Annotated in this window: 16 protein-coding genes; all 16 read right to left on the reverse strand. The window is 65.7% G+C overall.

Annotated elements, in window-relative coordinates; translation table 11 throughout:
• Positions 1 to 55: 55 nt before the first annotated feature.
• Positions 56 to 334 carry an STAS domain-containing protein gene (locus tag HPA01S_RS07440; protein ID WP_066268401.1) on the reverse strand — a complete coding sequence of 93 codons (279 nt, stop codon included), beginning with the start codon at positions 332 to 334 and terminating at the stop codon, positions 56 to 58.
• Between the two features lie 7 nt (positions 335 to 341).
• The gene (locus HPA01S_RS07445) at positions 342 to 974 is read right to left on the reverse strand and encodes an MlaC/ttg2D family ABC transporter substrate-binding protein (RefSeq protein WP_066268403.1); all 633 of its coding nucleotides are present in this window, start codon (positions 972 to 974) and stop codon (positions 342 to 344) included.
• Positions 975 to 1,062: 88 nt separating this feature from the next.
• A complete protein-coding gene (locus tag HPA01S_RS07450; RefSeq protein ID WP_066268405.1) occupies positions 1,063 to 1,827 on the reverse strand; it encodes an MlaA family lipoprotein in 765 nt (254 codons plus the stop codon).
• 113 nt (positions 1,828 to 1,940) lie between these two features.
• Positions 1,941 to 2,459: an outer membrane lipid asymmetry maintenance protein MlaD gene (gene mlaD / locus HPA01S_RS07455; protein WP_066268407.1), complete on the reverse strand. Its 519-nt coding sequence runs from the start codon at positions 2,457 to 2,459 to the stop codon at positions 1,941 to 1,943.
• A gap of 17 nt (positions 2,460 to 2,476) precedes the next feature.
• Positions 2,477 to 3,259: a lipid asymmetry maintenance ABC transporter permease subunit MlaE gene (gene mlaE / locus HPA01S_RS07460; RefSeq protein ID WP_066268409.1), complete on the reverse strand. Its 783-nt coding sequence runs from the start codon at positions 3,257 to 3,259 to the stop codon at positions 2,477 to 2,479.
• On the reverse strand, positions 3,256 to 4,083 hold the full coding sequence (locus tag HPA01S_RS07465) for an ABC transporter ATP-binding protein (RefSeq protein WP_066268411.1): 828 nt from the start codon (positions 4,081 to 4,083) through the stop codon (positions 3,256 to 3,258). The genes mlaE and HPA01S_RS07465 overlap by 4 nt, the downstream gene beginning before the upstream one ends.
• A 197-nt stretch (positions 4,084 to 4,280) precedes the next feature.
• Positions 4,281 to 5,747, reverse strand: a complete 1,467-nt coding sequence (locus HPA01S_RS07470; protein WP_066268413.1) for a glutamate synthase subunit beta — start codon at positions 5,745 to 5,747, stop codon at positions 4,281 to 4,283.
• 38 nt (positions 5,748 to 5,785) lie between these two features.
• Positions 5,786 to 10,564, reverse strand: a complete 4,779-nt coding sequence (locus HPA01S_RS07475; protein WP_066268415.1) for a glutamate synthase-related protein — start codon at positions 10,562 to 10,564, stop codon at positions 5,786 to 5,788.
• A gap of 184 nt (positions 10,565 to 10,748) precedes the next feature.
• Positions 10,749 to 11,450, reverse strand: a complete 702-nt coding sequence (locus HPA01S_RS07480; protein WP_066268417.1) for a transposase — start codon at positions 11,448 to 11,450, stop codon at positions 10,749 to 10,751.
• Positions 11,451 to 11,499: 49 nt separating this feature from the next.
• Entirely contained in the window at positions 11,500 to 12,717 is a 1,218-nt protein-coding gene (locus HPA01S_RS07485) for an MFS transporter (protein WP_084360522.1), read from the reverse strand.
• Complete coding sequence (locus HPA01S_RS07490) at positions 12,714 to 13,910, reverse strand: deoxyguanosinetriphosphate triphosphohydrolase (protein ID WP_066268419.1); 1,197 nt, start codon at positions 13,908 to 13,910, stop codon at positions 12,714 to 12,716. Before HPA01S_RS07490 ends, HPA01S_RS07485 begins: the two co-directional genes overlap by 4 nt.
• A complete protein-coding gene (aroB, locus tag HPA01S_RS07495) occupies positions 13,910 to 15,031 on the reverse strand; it encodes a 3-dehydroquinate synthase (RefSeq protein WP_066268420.1) in 1,122 nt (373 codons plus the stop codon). The genes HPA01S_RS07490 and aroB overlap by 1 nt, the downstream gene beginning before the upstream one ends.
• Positions 15,032 to 15,074: 43 nt before the next feature.
• Positions 15,075 to 15,632, reverse strand: a complete 558-nt coding sequence (locus HPA01S_RS07500; RefSeq protein WP_245638592.1) for a shikimate kinase — start codon at positions 15,630 to 15,632, stop codon at positions 15,075 to 15,077.
• On the reverse strand, positions 15,629 to 17,722 hold the full coding sequence (locus HPA01S_RS07505; RefSeq protein WP_157084921.1) for a type IV pilus secretin PilQ: 2,094 nt from the start codon (positions 17,720 to 17,722) through the stop codon (positions 15,629 to 15,631). The genes HPA01S_RS07500 and HPA01S_RS07505 overlap by 4 nt, the downstream gene beginning before the upstream one ends.
• A gap of 35 nt (positions 17,723 to 17,757) precedes the next feature.
• A complete protein-coding gene (locus HPA01S_RS07510) occupies positions 17,758 to 18,267 on the reverse strand; it encodes a pilus assembly protein PilP (RefSeq protein ID WP_245638593.1) in 510 nt (169 codons plus the stop codon).
• Positions 18,268 to 18,308: 41 nt separating this feature from the next.
• Positions 18,309 to 18,980: a type IV pilus inner membrane component PilO gene (locus HPA01S_RS07515; protein ID WP_066268426.1), complete on the reverse strand. Its 672-nt coding sequence runs from the start codon at positions 18,978 to 18,980 to the stop codon at positions 18,309 to 18,311.
• Between the last annotated feature and the right edge of the window lie 5 nt (positions 18,981 to 18,985).

An 18,985-nucleotide genomic window follows, 5' to 3' on the forward strand; every position in this document is an offset into this window, starting at 1 on the left:
GTATTTTATCCGCCCCCCTCCCGCCGCGCTGGGCAGGGGGCACCCGACCAACGCCTCAGGCCGCGAGCAGCTCGCGCACGCCGTACAACGAGGCCAGGTCTTCAAGGCGCCGGGGCCAGCCTTGCACGCGCAAGGTCTTGCCCTGGGCCAGCAGGCGGCGGCGCAATTCCAGCAGCACCGACAGGGCCGAGGAGTCGAACACCTGCAGCGGTCCGGCGTTGACCACCACCTCGGCGTCGGCCTGTTGGGCCAGGCCGCTGCCGAGCCGATCCAGCGTCTGGCTGGCCTCGGCCAGGGTCAGGCGCTGCGGCAATTCCAGGGAGGACACGGTCATGGCCCGGTCAGCTCGCCTTGGGTGCGGCCGGTGCGGCGCTCTTGTTGCGCTGCGCCAGCGCGGCGATCAGGCCGTCGATGCCCTTGCTGCTGATCTCCTGGGCGAACTGGGTGCGGTAGGTCTGCACCAGCCAGACGCCCAGCACGTTCAGGTCATAGATCTTCCAGCCGGAGGGTGTCTTCTCCATGCGGTAGTCGAGCTGGATCGGGTCGCCCATGCCACGCACTTCGGAGCGCACCACCACGTCGGTGTCGGTCGGGGCCGAGCGCATCGGGCGGAAGCTCAAGGTCTGGTTCTTCACTTCGCTCAGGGCGCCGGCATAGGTGCGCACCAGCAGGGTCTTGAACTCTTCCTGCAGCTGTTTCTGCTGCTCGGGCGTGGCCTGGCGCCAGTTCGGGCCGACCACCGAGGCGGTCATGCGGCCGAAGTTCACGTTGGGCATGATCTTGCTGTCGACCAGGGCAACGATGCGGCTCACATCACCGGCCTGGATGGCGGCGTCGGTCTTGATGGTGTTCAGCACCTCGGCAGACAGGCGCTTGACCAGCGCATCGGGCGCTTCGTCCTGCGCCATGGCAGGCACGGCCAGCACGCTGGCAGCGGTCATCATCAGGGCGGCGAGCCATGAACGGCGTTTCATCATCGGGTTCCTTTCGAGGCCTCAGCGGCCTTGCTGCAGACACTGCAGCCTAGTTCATGGGAGCTTCCCTTGTGTAAAGGGGTTCCCTTTATTCGTTGCCATTCGTATCGGTGGCCGGCTCGAATCCGTCGCCCAGGCCGATGCCGCGCTCGATCATGTCGTCGATCTGGCTCTGGCGCCGGCTCAGGTAGAGGTCGCGCATGAAGCTGTATTTGTCCAGCGCCGCTTCGTCCAGCATGTCGGACGCGCGCAGCAGCCGTGAACGGCCGTCCACCACACGCAGCCCGATCAGCGAGTTGCGCGTGGCCACGTGGTCCAGGCCGACCACCGGGTCGGCCATGCCGTCCACCAGGGAGGCGGCGCCATCGCGCACGGTCGACGGGCCGAACAAGGGCAGCACCAGGTAAGCGCCCGGGGGCGCACCCCAGCGGCCCAGGGTCTGGCCAAAGTCGATGCGTGTGCGCGGGATGCCCATCTCGGTGGCAATGTCGAGCACACCGGCCAGGCCGAACACCGTGTTGACGCTGAAGCGCATCAGGTTTTCGGTGGCTTCGAGCGGGCGCAGCTGCAGGCCGGCGTTCACCGACGACCACAGGTCGCCCAGGTTGCCGAAGAAGTTGCCGACGCCGGTGCGGATCGGGCTGGGCGTGACATTCTGGTAGGCGGTGGCGACGGGCTTGAGCACCGCCGTGTCGATTGCGTCGTTGAACCGGTAGACACCGCGGTTGAACGGCTCCAGCGGATCGCTCGGGTTGGCATCGGGCCCGGTGGCGCAGGCTGACAGCAGCGACAAGGTCGCTGCCAGGCCGGCCAGCTGGACGGTCTTGCGCAAAGGTCGTTGGCGGTGTGTCATGGCGTGGACTCCCCCGGGTGGTGCCCGGCTGTTGTTGCGGCTTGCGCGAGCAAGCTTATTTTGATCGGCGCCGGCCAGGCATCGGGGGCTCCGTTGCAAAGCCCCCACAGGCCTTATCTGGGCTCCTGGGGCACTGCGCCGGCCGGCGCTCCGGGCGCTTCGGACGCCTTGCTGCCACTCTCGGCCGCGCTGCGGAACAGGAACTGGCTGATCAGGTTTTCCAGCACGATGGCCGACTGCGTCTGGGTGATGACGTCGCCGTCGGCGATATTGCGCTCGTCGCCACCGGGTTCGATACCGATGTACTGCTCGCCCAGCAGGCCGCTGGTGAGGATCTTGAGCGAGCTGTCCTTGGGGAAGGCGTAGCGCGATTCCAGCTCCAGGCGGATATTGGCCTGGAAGGTCTTGTCGTCGAATGTGATGGACTCGACGCGGCCGACCAGCACGCCCGCGCTGCGCACGGCGGCCTTGGGCTTGACGCCGCCCACGTTGTCGAAGCGGCCAGTCACGTGGTAGGTCTTCTGGAAGTTCAGGTTCAACAGGTTGGCGGACTGCAGCGCCAGAAACAGGATGGCAGCAGCGCCGATCAGCACGAACAGGCCCACCCAGACGTCGTTCTTGGAAGTTTGCATGTCGATCTCCACTTCAATCAGATGCTGAACATGGTGGCGGTGAGGACGAAGTCCAGCGCCAGCACGCTCAGCGAGGCCACCACGACGGTGCGGGTGGTGGCGCGAGATACGCCTTCGGGGGTCGGTTGCGCCAGGAAACCTTGCAGCAAGGCCACGAAGGTCACGGCGAAACCGAACACCACACTTTTAAGAAAACCGTTACCGACATCGGCCCAGACGTCCACTCCGCCCTGCATCTGGCTCCAGAACGCGCCGCTGTCCAGGCCGATGAGCGCCACACCCACCAGCCAGCCGCCCAGGATGCCAACCGCGCTGAACACCGCGGCCAGCAAAGGCATGGCGATCACGCCGGCCCAGAAGCGCGGCGCCAGCACCCGGCGCACCGGATCGACCGCCATCATCTCCATGGCACTGAGCTGTTCGCCGGCTTTCATGAGGCCGATCTCCGCCGTGAGCGAGGTGCCGGCACGACCGGCAAACAGCAGGGCCGTGACCACCGGGCCGAGTTCGCGCACCAGCGACAGGGCCACCAGCAGGCCCAGGGCCTCGGTGGCGCCGTAACGCTGCAGCGTGTAGTAACCCTGCAGGCTGAGCACGAAACCCACGAACAGGCCGGACACGCTGATGATGGCCAGCGAATGGTTGCCCAGGAAATGCACCTGGTCGCGCAGCAGCACCGGGCGGCGCAGCACCGCACCGAGCAGCCAGACCAGACGCACGAACAGGCGTGTGCCCTGCCCCAGCGACGCCAGCAGGCGGCGCACGGCAAAACCGACGCGGGCGGGGTGCAGCGGGCTCATGGGCGGCCTCCGCGGGGCACCGGGCCGAAGTCGGCCTCCAGCGCCGGGCCGGGGTGGTGGAAACGCACCGGGCCATCCGGCAGCGCGTTGACGAACTGTTTCACCAGCGGGTCGTCGCTGTGACGCACCTCGTCGGGCGTGCCCTGCGCGGCGATCCCGCCATTGGCCAGCACGATCACCTGGTCGGCAATGTGGAAGGTCTCGTCCAGGTCGTGCGAGACCACGATGCTGGTCAGGCCCATGGTGTCGTTGAGCTGGCGGATCAGGCGCGCGGCGGTGCCGAGCGAGATCGGGTCGAGGCCGGCAAAGGGTTCGTCGTACATCACGAGCTCGGGGTCGAGCGCGATCGCGCGCGCCAGCGCCACGCGCCGCGCCATGCCGCCGGAGAGTTCACTCGGCATCAGGTCGCGCGCGCCACGCAGGCCGACCGCGTTGAGCTTCATGAGCACGATGTCGCGCACCAGGGTTTCGGGCAGTTGCGTGTGCTCACGCAGCGGAAACGCCACGTTGTCAAACACGCTCATGTCGGTGAACAGGGCGCCGAACTGGAACAGCATGCCCATGCGGCGGCGCGCTTCGTACAGCGCGCCGGTGCCCATGGTGCCGACGTCCTGGCCGTCGAACAGGGTCTGGCCCGACTGGCCGCGGATCTGCCCGCCGATCAGGCGCAGCACGGTGGTCTTGCCACCGCCGGAGGCGCCCATGAGCGCCGTGACCTTGCCACGGGGCACACTGAGCGTGACCTTGTTCAGAATGGCGCGCTCGCCATAACCAAAGGTCAGGTCGCGCAGTTCAACGAGAGGGGTGGTGTTGTCGGTGAGCATCAAACGGAAACCGGGCAGTTCAATGCCCGGTTTTTGGATGATACGGGATTCGCGCGCACCCACATTCACAGGTGTATGTAAACGCCGACGGCCCGCGTAGCGGGCCGTCTCAAGGCGGTGCAGCGGGGCAGAACCTGCCCCGTCTGCGCCCGTGAAAGCGCCCGCAGCAGCCCGCAAAAGCCGCCGCTGGGCCGGTTTCAGCGCGGCAGGTCGGAGAAACCCATCAGGAATTCGTCGACCGAGCGCGCGGCCTGGCGGCCTTCGCGGATCGCCCAGACCACCAGGCTCTGGCCGCGGCGCATGTCGCCGGCCACGAACACCTTGGGCACGTTGGACGCATAACCGCCGATGAAGTCGGTGCTGGCCTTGGCGTTGCCGCGCGCATCCTTCTCGACGCCGAAGCCGTCCAGAATGCTGGCCACCGGGTTCACGAAGCCCATGGCGAGCAGCACCAGGTCGGCCTTGTAGGTCTTCTCGGTGCCGGCCACTTCCACCAGCTTGCCGTCCTTGAACTCCACCTGCACCGTGGTCAGGCCGGTGACCTTGCCCTTTTCGCCGGTGAAGGCCTTGGTGGAAATCGCGAACTCGCGCACGCAGCCTTCTTCGTGGCTGGAGCTGGTGCGCAGCTTGAGCGGCCAGTACGGCCACACCAGGGGCTTGTTTTCTTCTTCCGGCGGCTGCGGCATCACTTCGAACTGCGTGACGCTGGCGGCGCCGTGGCGGTTGCTGGTGCCCACGCAGTCGCTGCCGGTGTCGCCACCGCCGATCACGATCACGTGTTTGCCGTCGGCACGCAACTGGCCCTTGAGCTTGTCACCGGCGTTGATCTTGTTCTGCTGCGGCAGGAACTCCATGGCGAAGTGGATGCCGTCGAGGTCGCGGCCGGGCACCGGCAGGTCGCGGCTCTGTTCGGAGCCACCGGTCAGCAGCACGGCGTCGAAGTCTTTCTGCAGCTGTGCGGGCGAGATGCTTTCCTTGGCCCAGTTGGTGACCTTGCTGCCCTTGGGCAGTTCGCCCACCATGACGCCGGTGCGGAACACCACGCCTTCGGCCTCCATCTGCTTCACGCGCTGGTCGATGTGGCTCTTCTCCATCTTGAAGTCGGGAATGCCGTAGCGCAGCAGGCCACCGACACGGTCGTTCTTCTCGAACAGGGTCACGTCGTGGCCGGCGCGCGCCAGCTGCTGGGCCGCGGCCATGCCGGCCGGGCCGGAGCCGACCACGGCGACCTTCTTGCCGGTCTTGTGGCGCGGCGGCTGCGGTTGCACCCAGCCTTCGGCCCAGGCGCGGTCGATGATGGCGTGTTCGATCGACTTGATGCCGACCGCGTCGTCGTTCACGTTCAGGGTGCAGGCGGCCTCGCAGGGTGCGGGGCAGATGCGGCCGGTGAACTCGGGGAAGTTGTTGGTACTGTGCAGCACGGTGATCGCGTTCTTCCAGTCGCCCTGGTAGACCAGGTCGTTGAAGTCCGGAATGATGTTGTTGACCGGGCAGCCGCTGTTGCAGAACGGCGTGCCGCAGTCCATGCAGCGCGCCGACTGCACCTTCGCCTGCGACTCATCGAGGCCGACGACAAATTCCTTGTAGTGCTTCAGGCGCTCGGGCACGGGCTTGTAGCCCTCTTCCAGACGCTCGTATTCCATGAAGCCGGTGACTTTTCCCATGATGCGGTTCCTTCGTGTTCTTCGTGCGTGCGACGGGCTTACTTGGCGGGGGCCGTGGCCTTCTTGGCCGTGACCTGGGCCTTGGTCGTGACCTCGGCGGCGGCCTTGCGGGCGTGTATTTCACCCAGCGCGCGCTTGTATTCGTTCGGGAACACCTTCACGAACTTGCCGCGCGAGGTGGCCCAGTTGTCGAGCAGTTCGCGTGCGCGCTTGCTGCCGGTCCAGCGGTTGTGGTCTTCCAGCAGTTTCTTCAGTTGCGCTTCATCGCTCAGGCCTCGATGCCAGACCGCCTTGTCGAGCGCGGTTTCCTGCTCGGCCGCCGACAGCACCTTCTCCAGGCTGACCATGGCGGTGTTGCAGCGCTTGGCGAAATCACCGTCTTCGTCATAGACATAGGCCACGCCGCCGCTCATGCCGGCGGCGAAGTTGCGCCCGGTCTTGCCCAGCACCGCCACCGTGCCGCCGGTCATGTACTCGCAGCCGTGGTCGCCCGTGCCTTCCACCACCGCAGTGGCACCGGAGAGACGCACCGCAAAACGTTCACCGGCGACGCCGCTGAAGAAGGCTTCACCCGTGGTGGCGCCGTACATCACCGTGTTGCCCACGATGATGTTGCGCGCGGCCTCGCCGCGGAAGTCGATGCTGGGGCGCACCACCACGCGGCCGCCAGAGAGGCCCTTGCCGGTGTAGTCGTTGGCGTCACCGATCAGGTACATGGTGATGCCGCGCGTGAGGAAGGCGCCGAACGACTGCCCGCCCGTGCCTTCGAGCTGGATGCGGATGGTGTCGTCGGGCAGGCCTTCCGGGTGCACCTGGGTCACCGCGCCGGACAGCATGGCGCCAACCGAGCGGTTGACGTTGCGCGCCACCTCGATGAACTGCACCCGCTCGCCCTTGTCGATGGCGGCGCGAGACTTCTGGATCAGGATGTTGTCCAGCGCCTTCTCCAGACCGTGTTCCTGCGACTCGGTGTGCAGGCGCGGCACGTCGGCCGGCACGATGGGCTGGGCCAGCAAGCGGCTGAAGTCCAGGCCACGCGCCTTCCAGTGTTCGATGCCCTGTTTCATGTCGAGCAGGTCGGCGCGGCCGATCAACTCGTCGAACTTGCGAATGCCCAGCTGGGCCATGATCTGGCGCGCTTCTTCGGCGATGAAGAAGAAGTAGTTCACCACGTGCTCGGGTTTGCCGCTGAATTTCTTGCGCAGCACCGGGTCTTGCGTGGCCACGCCCACCGGGCAGGTGTTGAGGTGGCACTTGCGCATCATGATGCAGCCCTCGACCACCAGCGGTGCGGTGGCGAAGCCGAACTCGTCGGCGCCCAGCAGCGCACCGATGACGACGTCGCGGCCGGTCTTCATCTGGCCGTCGGCCTGCACGCGGATGCGGCTGCGCAGGCGGTTGAGCACCAGCGTCTGCTGCGTTTCGGCCAAGCCGATTTCCCACGGGCTGCCGGCATGCTTGATGGACGACCAGGGCGAAGCACCGGTGCCGCCGTCGTGGCCGGCGATCACCACGTGGTCGGCCTTGCACTTGGCCACACCCGCGGCGATGGTGCCGACACCGATTTCGGACACCAGCTTGACGCTGATGCTGGAGTGCGGCGCCACGTTCTTCAGATCGTGGATCAGCTGCGCCAGATCTTCAATCGAGTAGATGTCGTGGTGCGGCGGGGGCGAAATGAGGCCCACGCCCGGCACGCTGTGGCGCAGCTTGCCGATGTAGTCGCTGACCTTGCCGCCAGGCAACTGGCCGCCCTCGCCGGGCTTGGCGCCCTGGGCCATCTTGATCTGGATCTGGTCGGCGCTGTTGAGGTACTCGGCCGTGACTCCGAAGCGGCCGGATGCGACCTGCTTGATCTTCGAGCGCATCGAGTCGCCCGCCTGCAGTTCGTAGTCGACCTCGAAGGTGTCCTTGCCCAGCAGGTCGGACATGGTCTGGCCCTGCTTGATCGGGATGCCCTTGAGCTCGTTGCGGTAACGCATGGCGTCTTCACCGCCTTCGCCGGTGTTGCTCTTGCCGCCGATGCGGTTCATGGCCACGGCCAGCGTGGCGTGCGCTTCGGTCGAGATCGAACCCAGCGACATGGCACCGGTGGCAAACCGCTTGACGATCTCGGCGGCGGGCTCCACCTCGTCGATGGCGATCGCGGTGCTCGGGTCGATCTTGAACTCGAACAGGCCACGCAGCGTCATGTGGCGGCGGCTCTGGTCGTTGATGATCTGCGCGTATTCCTTGTAGGTGTTCCAGTTGTTCGCGCGCGTGCTGTGCTGCAGCTTGGCAATGGCGTCGGGCGTCCACATGTGTTCTTCACCGCGCGCGCGCCAGGCGTACTCGCCGCCGGCGTCGAGCATGGTGGCCAGCACCGGGTCGTCGCCGAAGGCGGCCTTGTGCATGCGGATGCCTTCTTCGGCGATCTCGAACACACCGATGCCGCCCACGCGGCTGGCGGTGCCGGTGAAGTACTTGTCCACCGTGGCGCTGTTCAGGCCGATGGCCTCGAACAGCTGCGCGCCGCAGTACGACATGTAGGTGGACACGCCCATCTTGGACATGATCTTGGACAGGCCCTTGCCGATTGCCTTCACGTACTGGTAGATCGCCTTCTCGGCGCTCAGCTCGCCCGGCAGGCCCTTGTGGATGGCTTCCAGCGTTTCCATCGCCAGGTAGGGGTGCACGGCTTCGGCGCCGTAACCCGCCAGCACGGCGAAGTGATGCACCTCGCGCGCGGTGCCGGTCTCCACCACCAGGCCGGCGGTGGTGCGCAGGCCTTCACGCACCAGGTGCTGGTGGATGGCCGACAGCGCCAGCAGCGCCGGAATGGCAATCTGCGTGGCGCTGATGGCGCGGTCGCTGATGATGAGGATGTTCTTGCCACCCTTGATGGCGTCCACCGCGCTGGCGCACAACGAGGCCAGCTTGGCTTCCACGCCTTCGCGGCCCCAGGCCGCCGGGTAGGTGATGTCCAGCGTGTGGCTGCGGAACTTGCCCTGCGTCACGCTGTCGATGTCGCGCAGCTTGACCATGTCGGCCGCGTCCAGCACCGGCTGGCTCACTTCCAGGCGCATCGGCGGGTTGACCTGGTTGATGTCCAGCAGGTTCGGCTTGGGGCCGATGAAGGACACCAGCGACATCACGATGGCCTCGCGGATCGGGTCGATCGGCGGGTTGGTCACCTGCGCGAACAGCTGCTTGAAGTAGCTGTAGAGCGGCTTGTTCTTGTCGGACAGCACGGCCAGCGGGCTGTCGTTGCCCATCGAGCCGATGCCTTCTTCGCCGTTGGCGGCCATCGGGCTCATCAGGAACTTGATGTCTTCCTGCGTGTAGCCAAAAGCCTGCTGGCGGTCCAGCAGCTCGGGCGCCACGTTTTCCACGCCGGCGGCCTGCGGCTCGGTGGCGGTGATGCCCTGCTCTTGCGCGGCTTCACCGGCCACCGGCGTCTCGACGTCGTCGAGGCGGATGCGCAGGTTGTCGATCCACTGCTTGTAGGGCTTGCTGTTGGCGAGGTTGGCCTTGAGTTCCTCGTCATCGATCATGCGGCCCTGCTCCAGGTCGATCAGGAACATCTTGCCGGGCTGCAGGCGCCATTTGCGCACGATTTTGTTTTCCGGCACCGGCAGCACGCCCGACTCGGAACCCATGATGACGAAATCGTCGTCGGTGATGCAGTAACGCGAAGGGCGCAGGCCGTTGCGGTCCAGCGTGGCGCCGATCTGGCGGCCGTCGGTGAACACGATGGAGGCCGGGCCGTCCCAGGGCTCCATCATCGCGGCGTGGTACTCATAGAAGGCCTTGCGGCGCGTGTCCATGGTGGTGTGCTGTTCCCAGGGCTCGGGAATCATCATCATCACGGCCTGGGCCAGCGGGTAACCCGCCATGGTGAGCAGTTCGAGGCAGTTGTCGAAGGTGGCCGTGTCGGACTGGCTGGCGAAGCTGATGGGGTACAGCTTCTGCAGGTCGGCACCGAGCACGGGCGAGGTCATCACGCCCTCGCGCGCCTTCATCCAGTTGTAGTTGCCCTTGACGGTGTTGATCTCGCCGTTGTGCGCCACATAACGGTACGGGTGGGCCAGCGGCCACTCGGGGAAGGTGTTGGTGGAAAAGCGCTGGTGCACCAGGCCCAGGGCCGACACGCAACGTTCGTCTTCCAGATCGCGGAAGTAGGTGCCCACCTGATCGGCCAGCAGCAGGCCCTTGTAGACCACGGTGCGGCTGCTCATGCTGACCACGTAATACTCTTTGCTGTGCGTCAGCTTGAGGTTCTGGATGTGGGCGCTGGCGGTCTTGCGGATCACGTACAGCTTGCGCTCCAGCGCATCCTGCACGATCACGTCGTTGCCACGGCCGATGAAGACCTGGCGGATGATCGGCTCCTTCTCGCGCACCGTGGGCGACATCGGCATGTCGAGGTTGACTGGCACGTCGCGCCAGCCCAGCAGCACCTGGCCTTCGGCGGCAATGGCGCGCTCCATCTCCTGCTCGCAGGCCAGGCGGCTGGCGTGCTCCTTGGGCATGAAGATCATGCCCACGCCGTACTCACCGGCCGGTGGCAGGGCCACACCCTGGGCCGCCATCTCTTCGCGGTACAGCGCATCGGGCAGCTGGATCAGCAGACCGGCGCCGTCACCCATCAGCTTGTCGGCGCCGACCGCACCCCGGTGGTCCAGGTTTTCCAGGATCTTCAGGCCCTGCTTCACGATGGCGTGGCTTCTTTCGCCCTTGATGTGCGCCACGAAGCCCACGCCGCAGGCGTCGTGCTCGTTGCTCGGGTCGTACAGACCGTGTTGCTGGAGATGCTGTTGCTCGGCTGCCGTGGACATGGCGCTTCCTTCTCGGTTCGTGGGGCGTGAATGCAAAAACGGATTGCGAGCTTATTGCATTGCAACAACAATGCCAAGCAGATTAATAGGGGTCAGATTCCTATTAAATCCCGACAAACTTCATCGGAGTTTTATTGGGGACAGATTGATTCCGGGCGTGCCACAGCCTTGACCAAGAGGCAAATCAGCCCTCTGTGCGGGGCGTCGACGGGGGACGGCCTGCCTTCGCGCGCTCCGTGCGGCGCGGCGTACGCCTTTGCAAATCCGCCACAAAACCCGCATCACCCATGGCCCAGCCGTGCAAGGTGGCATCGGTGATGCTGTCCTGCTGCGCCGCGGACAACCCTGCGCGCACCAATTCGGTGTACGCCGCCTCGCGGGCAAAGGGCGTATTGCCCAGGGCCCAGTACAGGGCGGGTGGCACGATGCGCCGGTTCGGGGTGTGGCCGATGTAGTGGTGGTGGCTCGACCAGGGGTAAGCGCCCGGCTCCATCACCATGCCGGCGCGCACCGGGTTGAGGTCCATGTAGACCATGCAGGCCAGCAGGTAACGCTCGGCCTGGACCAGGGTGGACTTGTAGCGCCCCTCCCACAGCGTGCCGCTGCGCTGGTACAGGTCGTTGAAGTAACGCACATAGCGCCGGCCCACCGCCTGCATCATGCGCGGCACACCGTCCACCGTCTCGGGCGTGAGCAGCAGATGGAAGTGGTTGTCCATCAACACGTAGGCGTTGAATGCCACCTGGTGCTTGCGCGCGTTGTCGGCCAGCAACTCCAGCAGAAACGCGCGGTCGGCGTCGCTGCGCACGATGGCCTGGCGGTCATTGCCGCGCTGGATGACGTGGTGCGGATAACCGGCGACGGTGAGGCGGGGCAAGCGGGCCATGGCGATGGATCGGGCGCGTGGCGCGCCCGGGAGGGGAATCTGGCCCCGATTATGGTCCGGCCCGGCGGGCGGCCGCCTGCAAGCGGCCGGCCAGCACCACGCCCAACAGCGAGGACGCGCCGGTGACCACCCAGGTCCAGTGCCATCCACCCACCCAGGTCGCTACCCAGGCCACCAGCGGCGGTCCGAGAAACTGCCCCAGCGCCGAGAACTGCTGCACCCAACCCACCGTGGTGGACACGGTTTCGCTGTCGGGCGCGAGCTTTACCGCCAGCCCGAACAGGGTGCCGGGAATCAGGCCACCAACGCCGGAAAACAGCAGCACGGCCAGGTACTGCAACACCGGGTGGCCGTCGGCGCCGAAGGCCACGCCCGCCCCCAGCCCCATCGCCACATAGCCCAGCGTGAGCACCACGCCCGGCCGCACGCCGCGCGCCAGCCACCAGCCGGCGCCGATGTTGCCCAGCATGTTGATGCCGGCCGCCAGGGCACTGAGCAGGGCCACTGCGGTGCCGCTGTAGCCGGCCTGGTGGTAGATGGTCGGCAGAAAACCCACCACCGCAATCCACTGCCCGGAGTACAGGAAAAACGCCAGCGCCGTGAGCCAGGGCCCGGGCGCGCTCAAGGTGCGCCGCAGGCGCGGGCCAAGCGCCGAGGGCTTGCTGGATGCGCCAGAAGAGGTGGCGGGCACTTGCGCATCGGGCGCGACCCAGCGCGTCAGCGCCACCGCGGCCAGCAGCGACAACAAGGCCAGCAGCAGCCAGGCACCGCGCCAGCCCACCAGAGACAACAAGGGCACACCCAGCAGCAGGGCGAGCGCCGTGCCCAGCGGCATGTAGGCGCCCCACCAGCCCAGGGCACGCGACAACGTGGGCGCATGCGAGACACGTTGCCGCAACAGCCCCGGCGCGGGCAGCACGCCCAGCAGAAAACCCATGCCCTCGAGCACGCGCGTGGCCAGCAACACCGACACGTTGGGCGCCAGCGCGCCGAGTGCGCTGCCCAGCGCCAGCAGCACCAGGCCGACCAGCATCACGCGCCGTGGGCCCAGGCGGTCGGCCATCAGGCCCATCACCAGGCCGAGCGTCATGCCGGCGAGCTGTACCAGCGACAACAGGAAACCGGCCTGCACCAGGCTCAGGCCCAGGCTCTCACGCAGCACGGGAATGGCCACCGGCAGCTTGCCCACGTGCAGCGCACAGGTGACGCCCACCGCCACCACCAGGGCCGACAGGCGCCGCGGGTCTGTGGTGACTGCTGCGCTCACGGGAACAATGCGGCGCCGAACAGGCGCTCGTGCTCGCGGATCGCAAAGCGGTCGGTCATGCCCGCGATGTAGTCGGCGACGGCGCGCGCAAGGTGCTGCCGGCGGCCGTGCGCTTCGGGCAGTTCGTCCGGCGACTGCATGTAGCGCTCGAACAGATCCGCCACCACACGGCGTGCCCGTTCGGTCGTCTCCATCACCTGCGGATGGCGGTACAGGTCGCGAAACAGGAAGGTCTTGAGCTCTTGCGAACGCGCGCGCATGCTGTCCGAGAAGGCCACCAGCGGCGGGCTCTGCCGCACCGCGTCGACACTGTCCAAGCCGGCGGCCAGCACGCGCGCACGGGTGGTGTCGATGACGTCGTAGACCTGGTCGCTGAGCATCAACCGGATCGATTCGAACAGCAGCCGACGGCCATTGAGTTGCGGGTGCGCCTTCAGTGCAAGCCGGCGGTAGTGCTCGAACAGCTCGACCTCCCCCAACTGCTCCAGCGTGAGCAGGCCCGAGCGCACGCCGTCGTCGATGTCGTGCGCGTTGTAGGCGATCTCGTCGGCCAGGTTGCACAGCTGCGCCTCCAGCGAGGGAGAGCCGCCCTGCAGGAAACGCGCGGCGACGCCGCCGGGCTCTTGTTGCTCCAGCCGCAAGGCGTTGTTGCGGGAGCAGTGTTTGAGGATGCCCTCGCGGGTCTCGAAGCACAGGTTGAGCCCGTCGAAGGCGGGGTATCGCTCTTCGAGTTCGTCCACCACACGCAGGCTCTGCAGGTTGTGCTCGAAGCCCCAGCCGTCCGCATCGTCGGACACCGGCAGGCCTTTCATGCAGGCGTGCAGTGCGTCCTGCCCGGCGTGGCCAAAAGGTGTGTGGCCCAGGTCGTGCGCCAGCGCGATGGCTTCCACCAGGTCTTCGTTGAGGCGCAGGGAACGCGCGATGCTGCGGCCGAGTTGCGCGACTTCCAGCGAATGGGTGAGGCGCGTGCGGAACAGATCACCCTCGTGGTTCAGGAACACCTGGGTCTTGTAGACCAGGCGCCGGAACGCGGTGGAGTGGATCACACGATCGCGGTCGCGCTGGAACGCGGTGCGCGTCGGCGCCTCGGGCTCGCTGTGCCGGCGACCGCGGCTGCGGGCCGGATCACTGGCACAGTGGGCGAGTGACGCCGGACCCGCCGGGGGATGTCCGTGGGCGAGGTGGTGGGCCATCAGGCCTGGCAGCTGGTTTCGATCACCCGCGCCACCAGCGCATCGGGTGCACCACGCATGCTCGCCTTGCCCCGCCCGTCGATCACCACGAACTTGATTTCACCGCCCTCGGACTTCTTGTCGACACGCATCAGCGCGAGGTAACGCCCGACGTTGTCCTGCGCATCGATCACCGGCGCCACCGTGGGCAGGCCGGCGCGCTGCACCAGCTGCGTCAGGCGTGCCACGAAGGCTTCGTCCACCAGGCCCAGTGCGGCGGACAGGCGCGCGGCCATCACCATGCCGCAGCCCACCGCCTCACCGTGCAACCAGGCGCCATAGCCCATGCCGGCCTCGATGGCGTGGCCAAAGGTGTGGCCGAAGTTCAGGATGGCGCGCACGCCGGATTCGCGTTCGTCCTGCCCCACCACCCAGGCCTTGATCTCGCAGCTGCGCCGCACCGCGTGCGCAAGGGCGGCCGGATCGCGCGCCATGAGTTCGTGCATGTGGGCCTCGATCCAGTCCAGAAACGCCATGTCGGCGATCGGTCCGTACTTGATGACTTCGGCCAACCCGGCGCTGAGTTCACGCTCGGGCAGGGTCTTGAGCACCTCCAGATCACACAACACACGTTGCGGCTGGTAAAACGCGCCGATCATGTTCTTGCCCAGCGGGTGGTTGATGGCCGTCTTGCCACCCACCGAAGAATCCACCTGCGCCAGCAGCGTGGTGGGCACCTGCACAAAGGGCACGCCACGCATGTAGCTGGCGGCAGCAAAACCGGTCATGTCACCGACCACGCCACCACCCAGGGCAAACATCACCGTCTTGCGGTCGCAGCCATGGGACAGCAGGGCATCGAAGATCAGGTTGAGCGACTCCCACGTCTTGTAGGCCTCGCCGTCGGGCAAGGTCACGACGTGGACCTGGGGATACTGTGCCTTCAGCACGCGGATCAAGCGCTCTGCGTACAGCGGCGCGACGGTCTCATTGGTGACCACCATGGCAGTGGTGGCGCGCGGCAGGCCGGCGTAGTGCGAAGCGTCGTCGAGCAGCCCGGCGCCGATCACGATGCCGTAACTGCGATCGCCAAGATCAATGTCCACCTGCTGGGTGCGCAAATCCGGAAGCTGTGAGGTCATGGGCACCGAGTTTATTCGGTGTGCGCCCTGCCCCGCGGTTCGCCTATTGCGGGCCGCCCGAGGCCGGAGCGGGGGGCGCAGCGCCGCCCACTTCCAGCTGCATCACGATCATGTTGACCAGCGTGGCCACGGAGGGGCGGCCAGTTTCCACAATGAAGTGCGCCACCTGACGATAGAGCGGGTCACGCACTTCGTACAGGTCGCGCAGCCGCTGCAAGGGGTCATCGACCTGAAGCAAAGGCCGGTTGCGGTCGTGCCGCAAACGGCGGAACAGCTCTTCGGGAGTCGACTTGAGGTAGAACGCCGTACCGCGCTCGTTCAGATGAGTGCGGTTCTCGGGCCGCAAAACCGCGCCGCCACCGGTGGAGACCACGGCAGCGGGCCCGTTGGTCAACTCGTCGATGACGGATGCCTCGATATCGCGAAAACGCGCCTCCCCTTCACGCTCGAAGAACTCACGGATCGAGCAACCCAGGCGTTGCTCGATGACCTGGTCCGAGTCGAAGAAGGGGAGTACCAGTCGGCGCGCCAGTTGCCGCCCGACGGTCGACTTGCCGGACCCCGGCAAGCCGATCAGAAAACTCGATCCAGCGATGCTCAATTGATGGCCGAGCGCCCCAAGACACGTGGCGTGATGAAGATCAGCAGTTCCGACTTGTTGGCGATGCGGTTGCGCGATTTGAACAGATTGCCAACCGCCGGGATATCGCCGAGCAAAGGCACCTTGTTGACTTCATCGCGTTCGGTCTGCTCGAAGATGCCACCGATCACCACCGTGCCGCCGTTCTCCACCAGCACCTGGGTCTGCACGTGTTTGGTGTTGATCGCGATACCGTCCGGCGTGGACTCGCCACGGCTGTCCTTGTTGATGTCCAGATCCAGAATGATGTTGCCTTCGGGGGTGATCTGCGGTGTCACTTCCAGCTTCAGGTTGGCCTTGCGGAATGCGATGGCCGTGGCACCGCTCGAGGTGGCCGTCTGGTACGGGAATTCGGTACCCTGCTCGATCAGGGCCTTGACCTGGTCCGCGGTGACCACCCGAGGGCTGGACACGATGCGCCCCTTGCCATCCGACTCCAGGGCCGAGATTTCCAAGCTGAGGAAACGCGACATGCTGGGGTTGAACAGCGCCAGTGCATACGAAGCAGCCTGTGCATTGCTGGGGTTGGCTGGCAAGTTGACAAACGGTGCCGAGGTGAGCGTGGGACTGGTCGTCACCGCGCCGTAGGTGGAGCCGAAATTGCCACGGATCGGGTTGCCGTTGGCCGAACCCACACTGAACCCCGTCGCACCACCACCCAGACGCACACCCAGCGATTTGCCAAAGGTGTCGTCGGCTTCGACGATGCGGGCCTCGATCATCACCTGGCGGATCGGGATGTCCAGCTTGCTGATCAGGTCCTGCACCTGTTCCAGGCGCGATGGGATGTCGGTCACGAACAGCTGGTTGGTGCGGGGCTCGGAAATCACGCTGCCGCGAGGAGACAGGATACGGGCGTTGGTGCCGCTACCACCCGAACCAGTGCCACCACTGCCAGCCGACGTCAGCTGCGCCGCAATGTCGGCCGCCTTGGCGTAGTTCATCTGGAAGCCCTGCGTGCGCAGCGTCTCCAGGCTTTCGGTCGACACCTTGGACTCCAACTCCTGCTTTTCGCGAGCCGCGATTTCGTCCTTGGGCGCGATCCACAACACGTTGCCGGACTTGCGCATGCCCAGACCCTTGGCCTGCAGGATGATGTCCAGCGCCTGGTCCCAGGGCACATCCTTGAGGCGCAGCGTCACTGCACCGGTCACGGAATCCGAGGTCACGATGTTGAAGTTGGTGAAATCGGCGATCACCTGCAGCAGCGAACGCACTTCGATGTTCTGGAAGTTCAACGACAGCTTTTCGCCGTTATAGCCTTGTCCTTGCGTGAGCTTGGAGGAATCGATCTTCTGCTCCCGCACCTCCAGCACGAACTGGTTGTCGCTCTGGTAGGCGGAGTGTTCCCAGTTGCCAGTGGGCGCGACCACCATGCGCACACGGTCCCCGGTTTGCGACGTGGTCACGCTCTGGATCGGCGTGCCGAAGTCGCTCACATCCAGACGGCGGCGCAGGCCTTCGGGCAAGGAGGTCTTGAGGAACTCCACCACCAGGTTCTGGCCTTGCTGTCGGATGTCCACGCCAACCTGGCTGTTGACCAGCTCAACCACGACACGGCCGGCATTGCCGGCGCCACGGCGGAAATCGATGTCGCGCAAGGCCGTCACATCGCGGTTGCGGTTCTCGGCGAAATGGGAGGGCGCCGTGGTCGGTGCGGACACCGGCTGCGCACGTTCCAGCACCACCAACAGGGTATTGCCCTCAATTTTGGCTTCGTAGGCAGCGGACTGCTTCAGGTTGATCACCACGCGGGTGCGGTCACCCGCCTGCACGACGTTGGCCGAGCGCAGATTGCCTTCGTTGATGTCCACCGCGTTGCGGCCAATGGCGTTCGCCACACCCGGAAAATCCAGCGCGATGCGCGCAGGCGACTGAATGGTGAATCCGGTCGGCACCGCGGTCAGCGGCTGCGCCGTGTTGATGCGAATGACTTCCACGCCACTTTGCACCCCTCCCGTGATCGACTGGATCGCGTTTTGCGCCTGGGCCCAGACCGATGTCACGGCCAGACACGTGAACACCACGCCCTTGAGCAAGCACCGCTCCATCGCTGCGAATCCCGTCGCCTTGTTTGGCTTGTTGTTCATTTAGAAGCATCCTCTTGTAGCTGCAACACCGCAACGCGCTCGATCCATTCCCCGGTGGAGTCCTGCACGATTTCGCGCAGGGTCACCTCGGTTTCGCTGATACGGGTGACACGCCCGTAGTTCTGCCCCAGGTAGCCCCCTGGCAATACCTGGTACAGCAGGTTGTCGACCTTCACCAGAGCCACCAGACGTCCCGCCTTGGTCAGACTGCCCACCATGGACATGGTGTCCAGTGGAAAGGCTTCCAGTGGTTGTTTCCGGCGGTTCAATTCGGGCTCGATCAGCGCGGTGCTAGCCACCGGTGCCGACTGCGAGCCACGCAGCACGCTGGCCAGCTTTTCCCTGCTGAAGGGCGGCGTCTGGTTCCCGGCGGTGTAGGCCTGCGGCACAAACTTGGTGGGTTCGGGAATCGGTTGCACCGAAGGCCTGATCGAATTGCGCTCGTTCTGCATCCAGGTCTGCAGCTCGTCGTGCGCCGACGATGTACAAGCCGTCAGAACCAACATCCATGTGGCAACAACGCCAAGGTGCATGCATCGGATAACGCTCACTTCTTCGCTCCCTGTGCGGCCTGTTGGGCGGCCACTTCGCCCTGGTCCAGGTAACGGAAGGTCTTGGCGACGCCATCCATGGTGAGCACACCCTCGCGCTCCCGGATGGGCGTCAGGGTCAGATTGTTCAAGGTCACGATGCGCGACAGGTTGGCGATGTCGGCGGCAAACATGCCGATGTCGTGGTAAGTACCCGTCACCCGCACGGCAATGGGCAGCTCGGCGTAATACTCCTTCACGCTGACCTGGCCGGGGCGAAACAGCTCAAACTGCAGGCTGCGGCCCAGGCCCGCCTGGTTGATGTCGGACAGCAGCGCATCCATCTCGGCCTTGCTGGGCAGCTGTTTCTCGAGCTGGGTCACGTACTGCTGCACCTGCTCCAGCTGTTTGCGCAGGGCATCCAGATTGACCGCCTGCACCAGCTTCTTGCGATAGTCCTCGCGCAGCTGCTCTTCGCGCGCTTTTTCGGCGATCAGTTCCTCGTCCGAATTCTTGAGCCAGGCGAACCACAGAGCGGCGATCACCGCCACACACACCGCGACGAACAGCAGGTTGCGTGGCAGGCCCGGCCATTGCGACGGATCGTTCGGATCCAGTCCGGTGAATTGGGACTTGAGCTTGTCCTGGATTCCCTTGAAATCCACGTTGATGTTGGGCGTTCTGGCCATGGTGC

Source organism: Hydrogenophaga palleronii NBRC 102513, assembly GCF_001571225.1.
Taxonomy (GTDB): domain Bacteria; phylum Pseudomonadota; class Gammaproteobacteria; order Burkholderiales; family Burkholderiaceae_C; genus Hydrogenophaga; species Hydrogenophaga palleronii.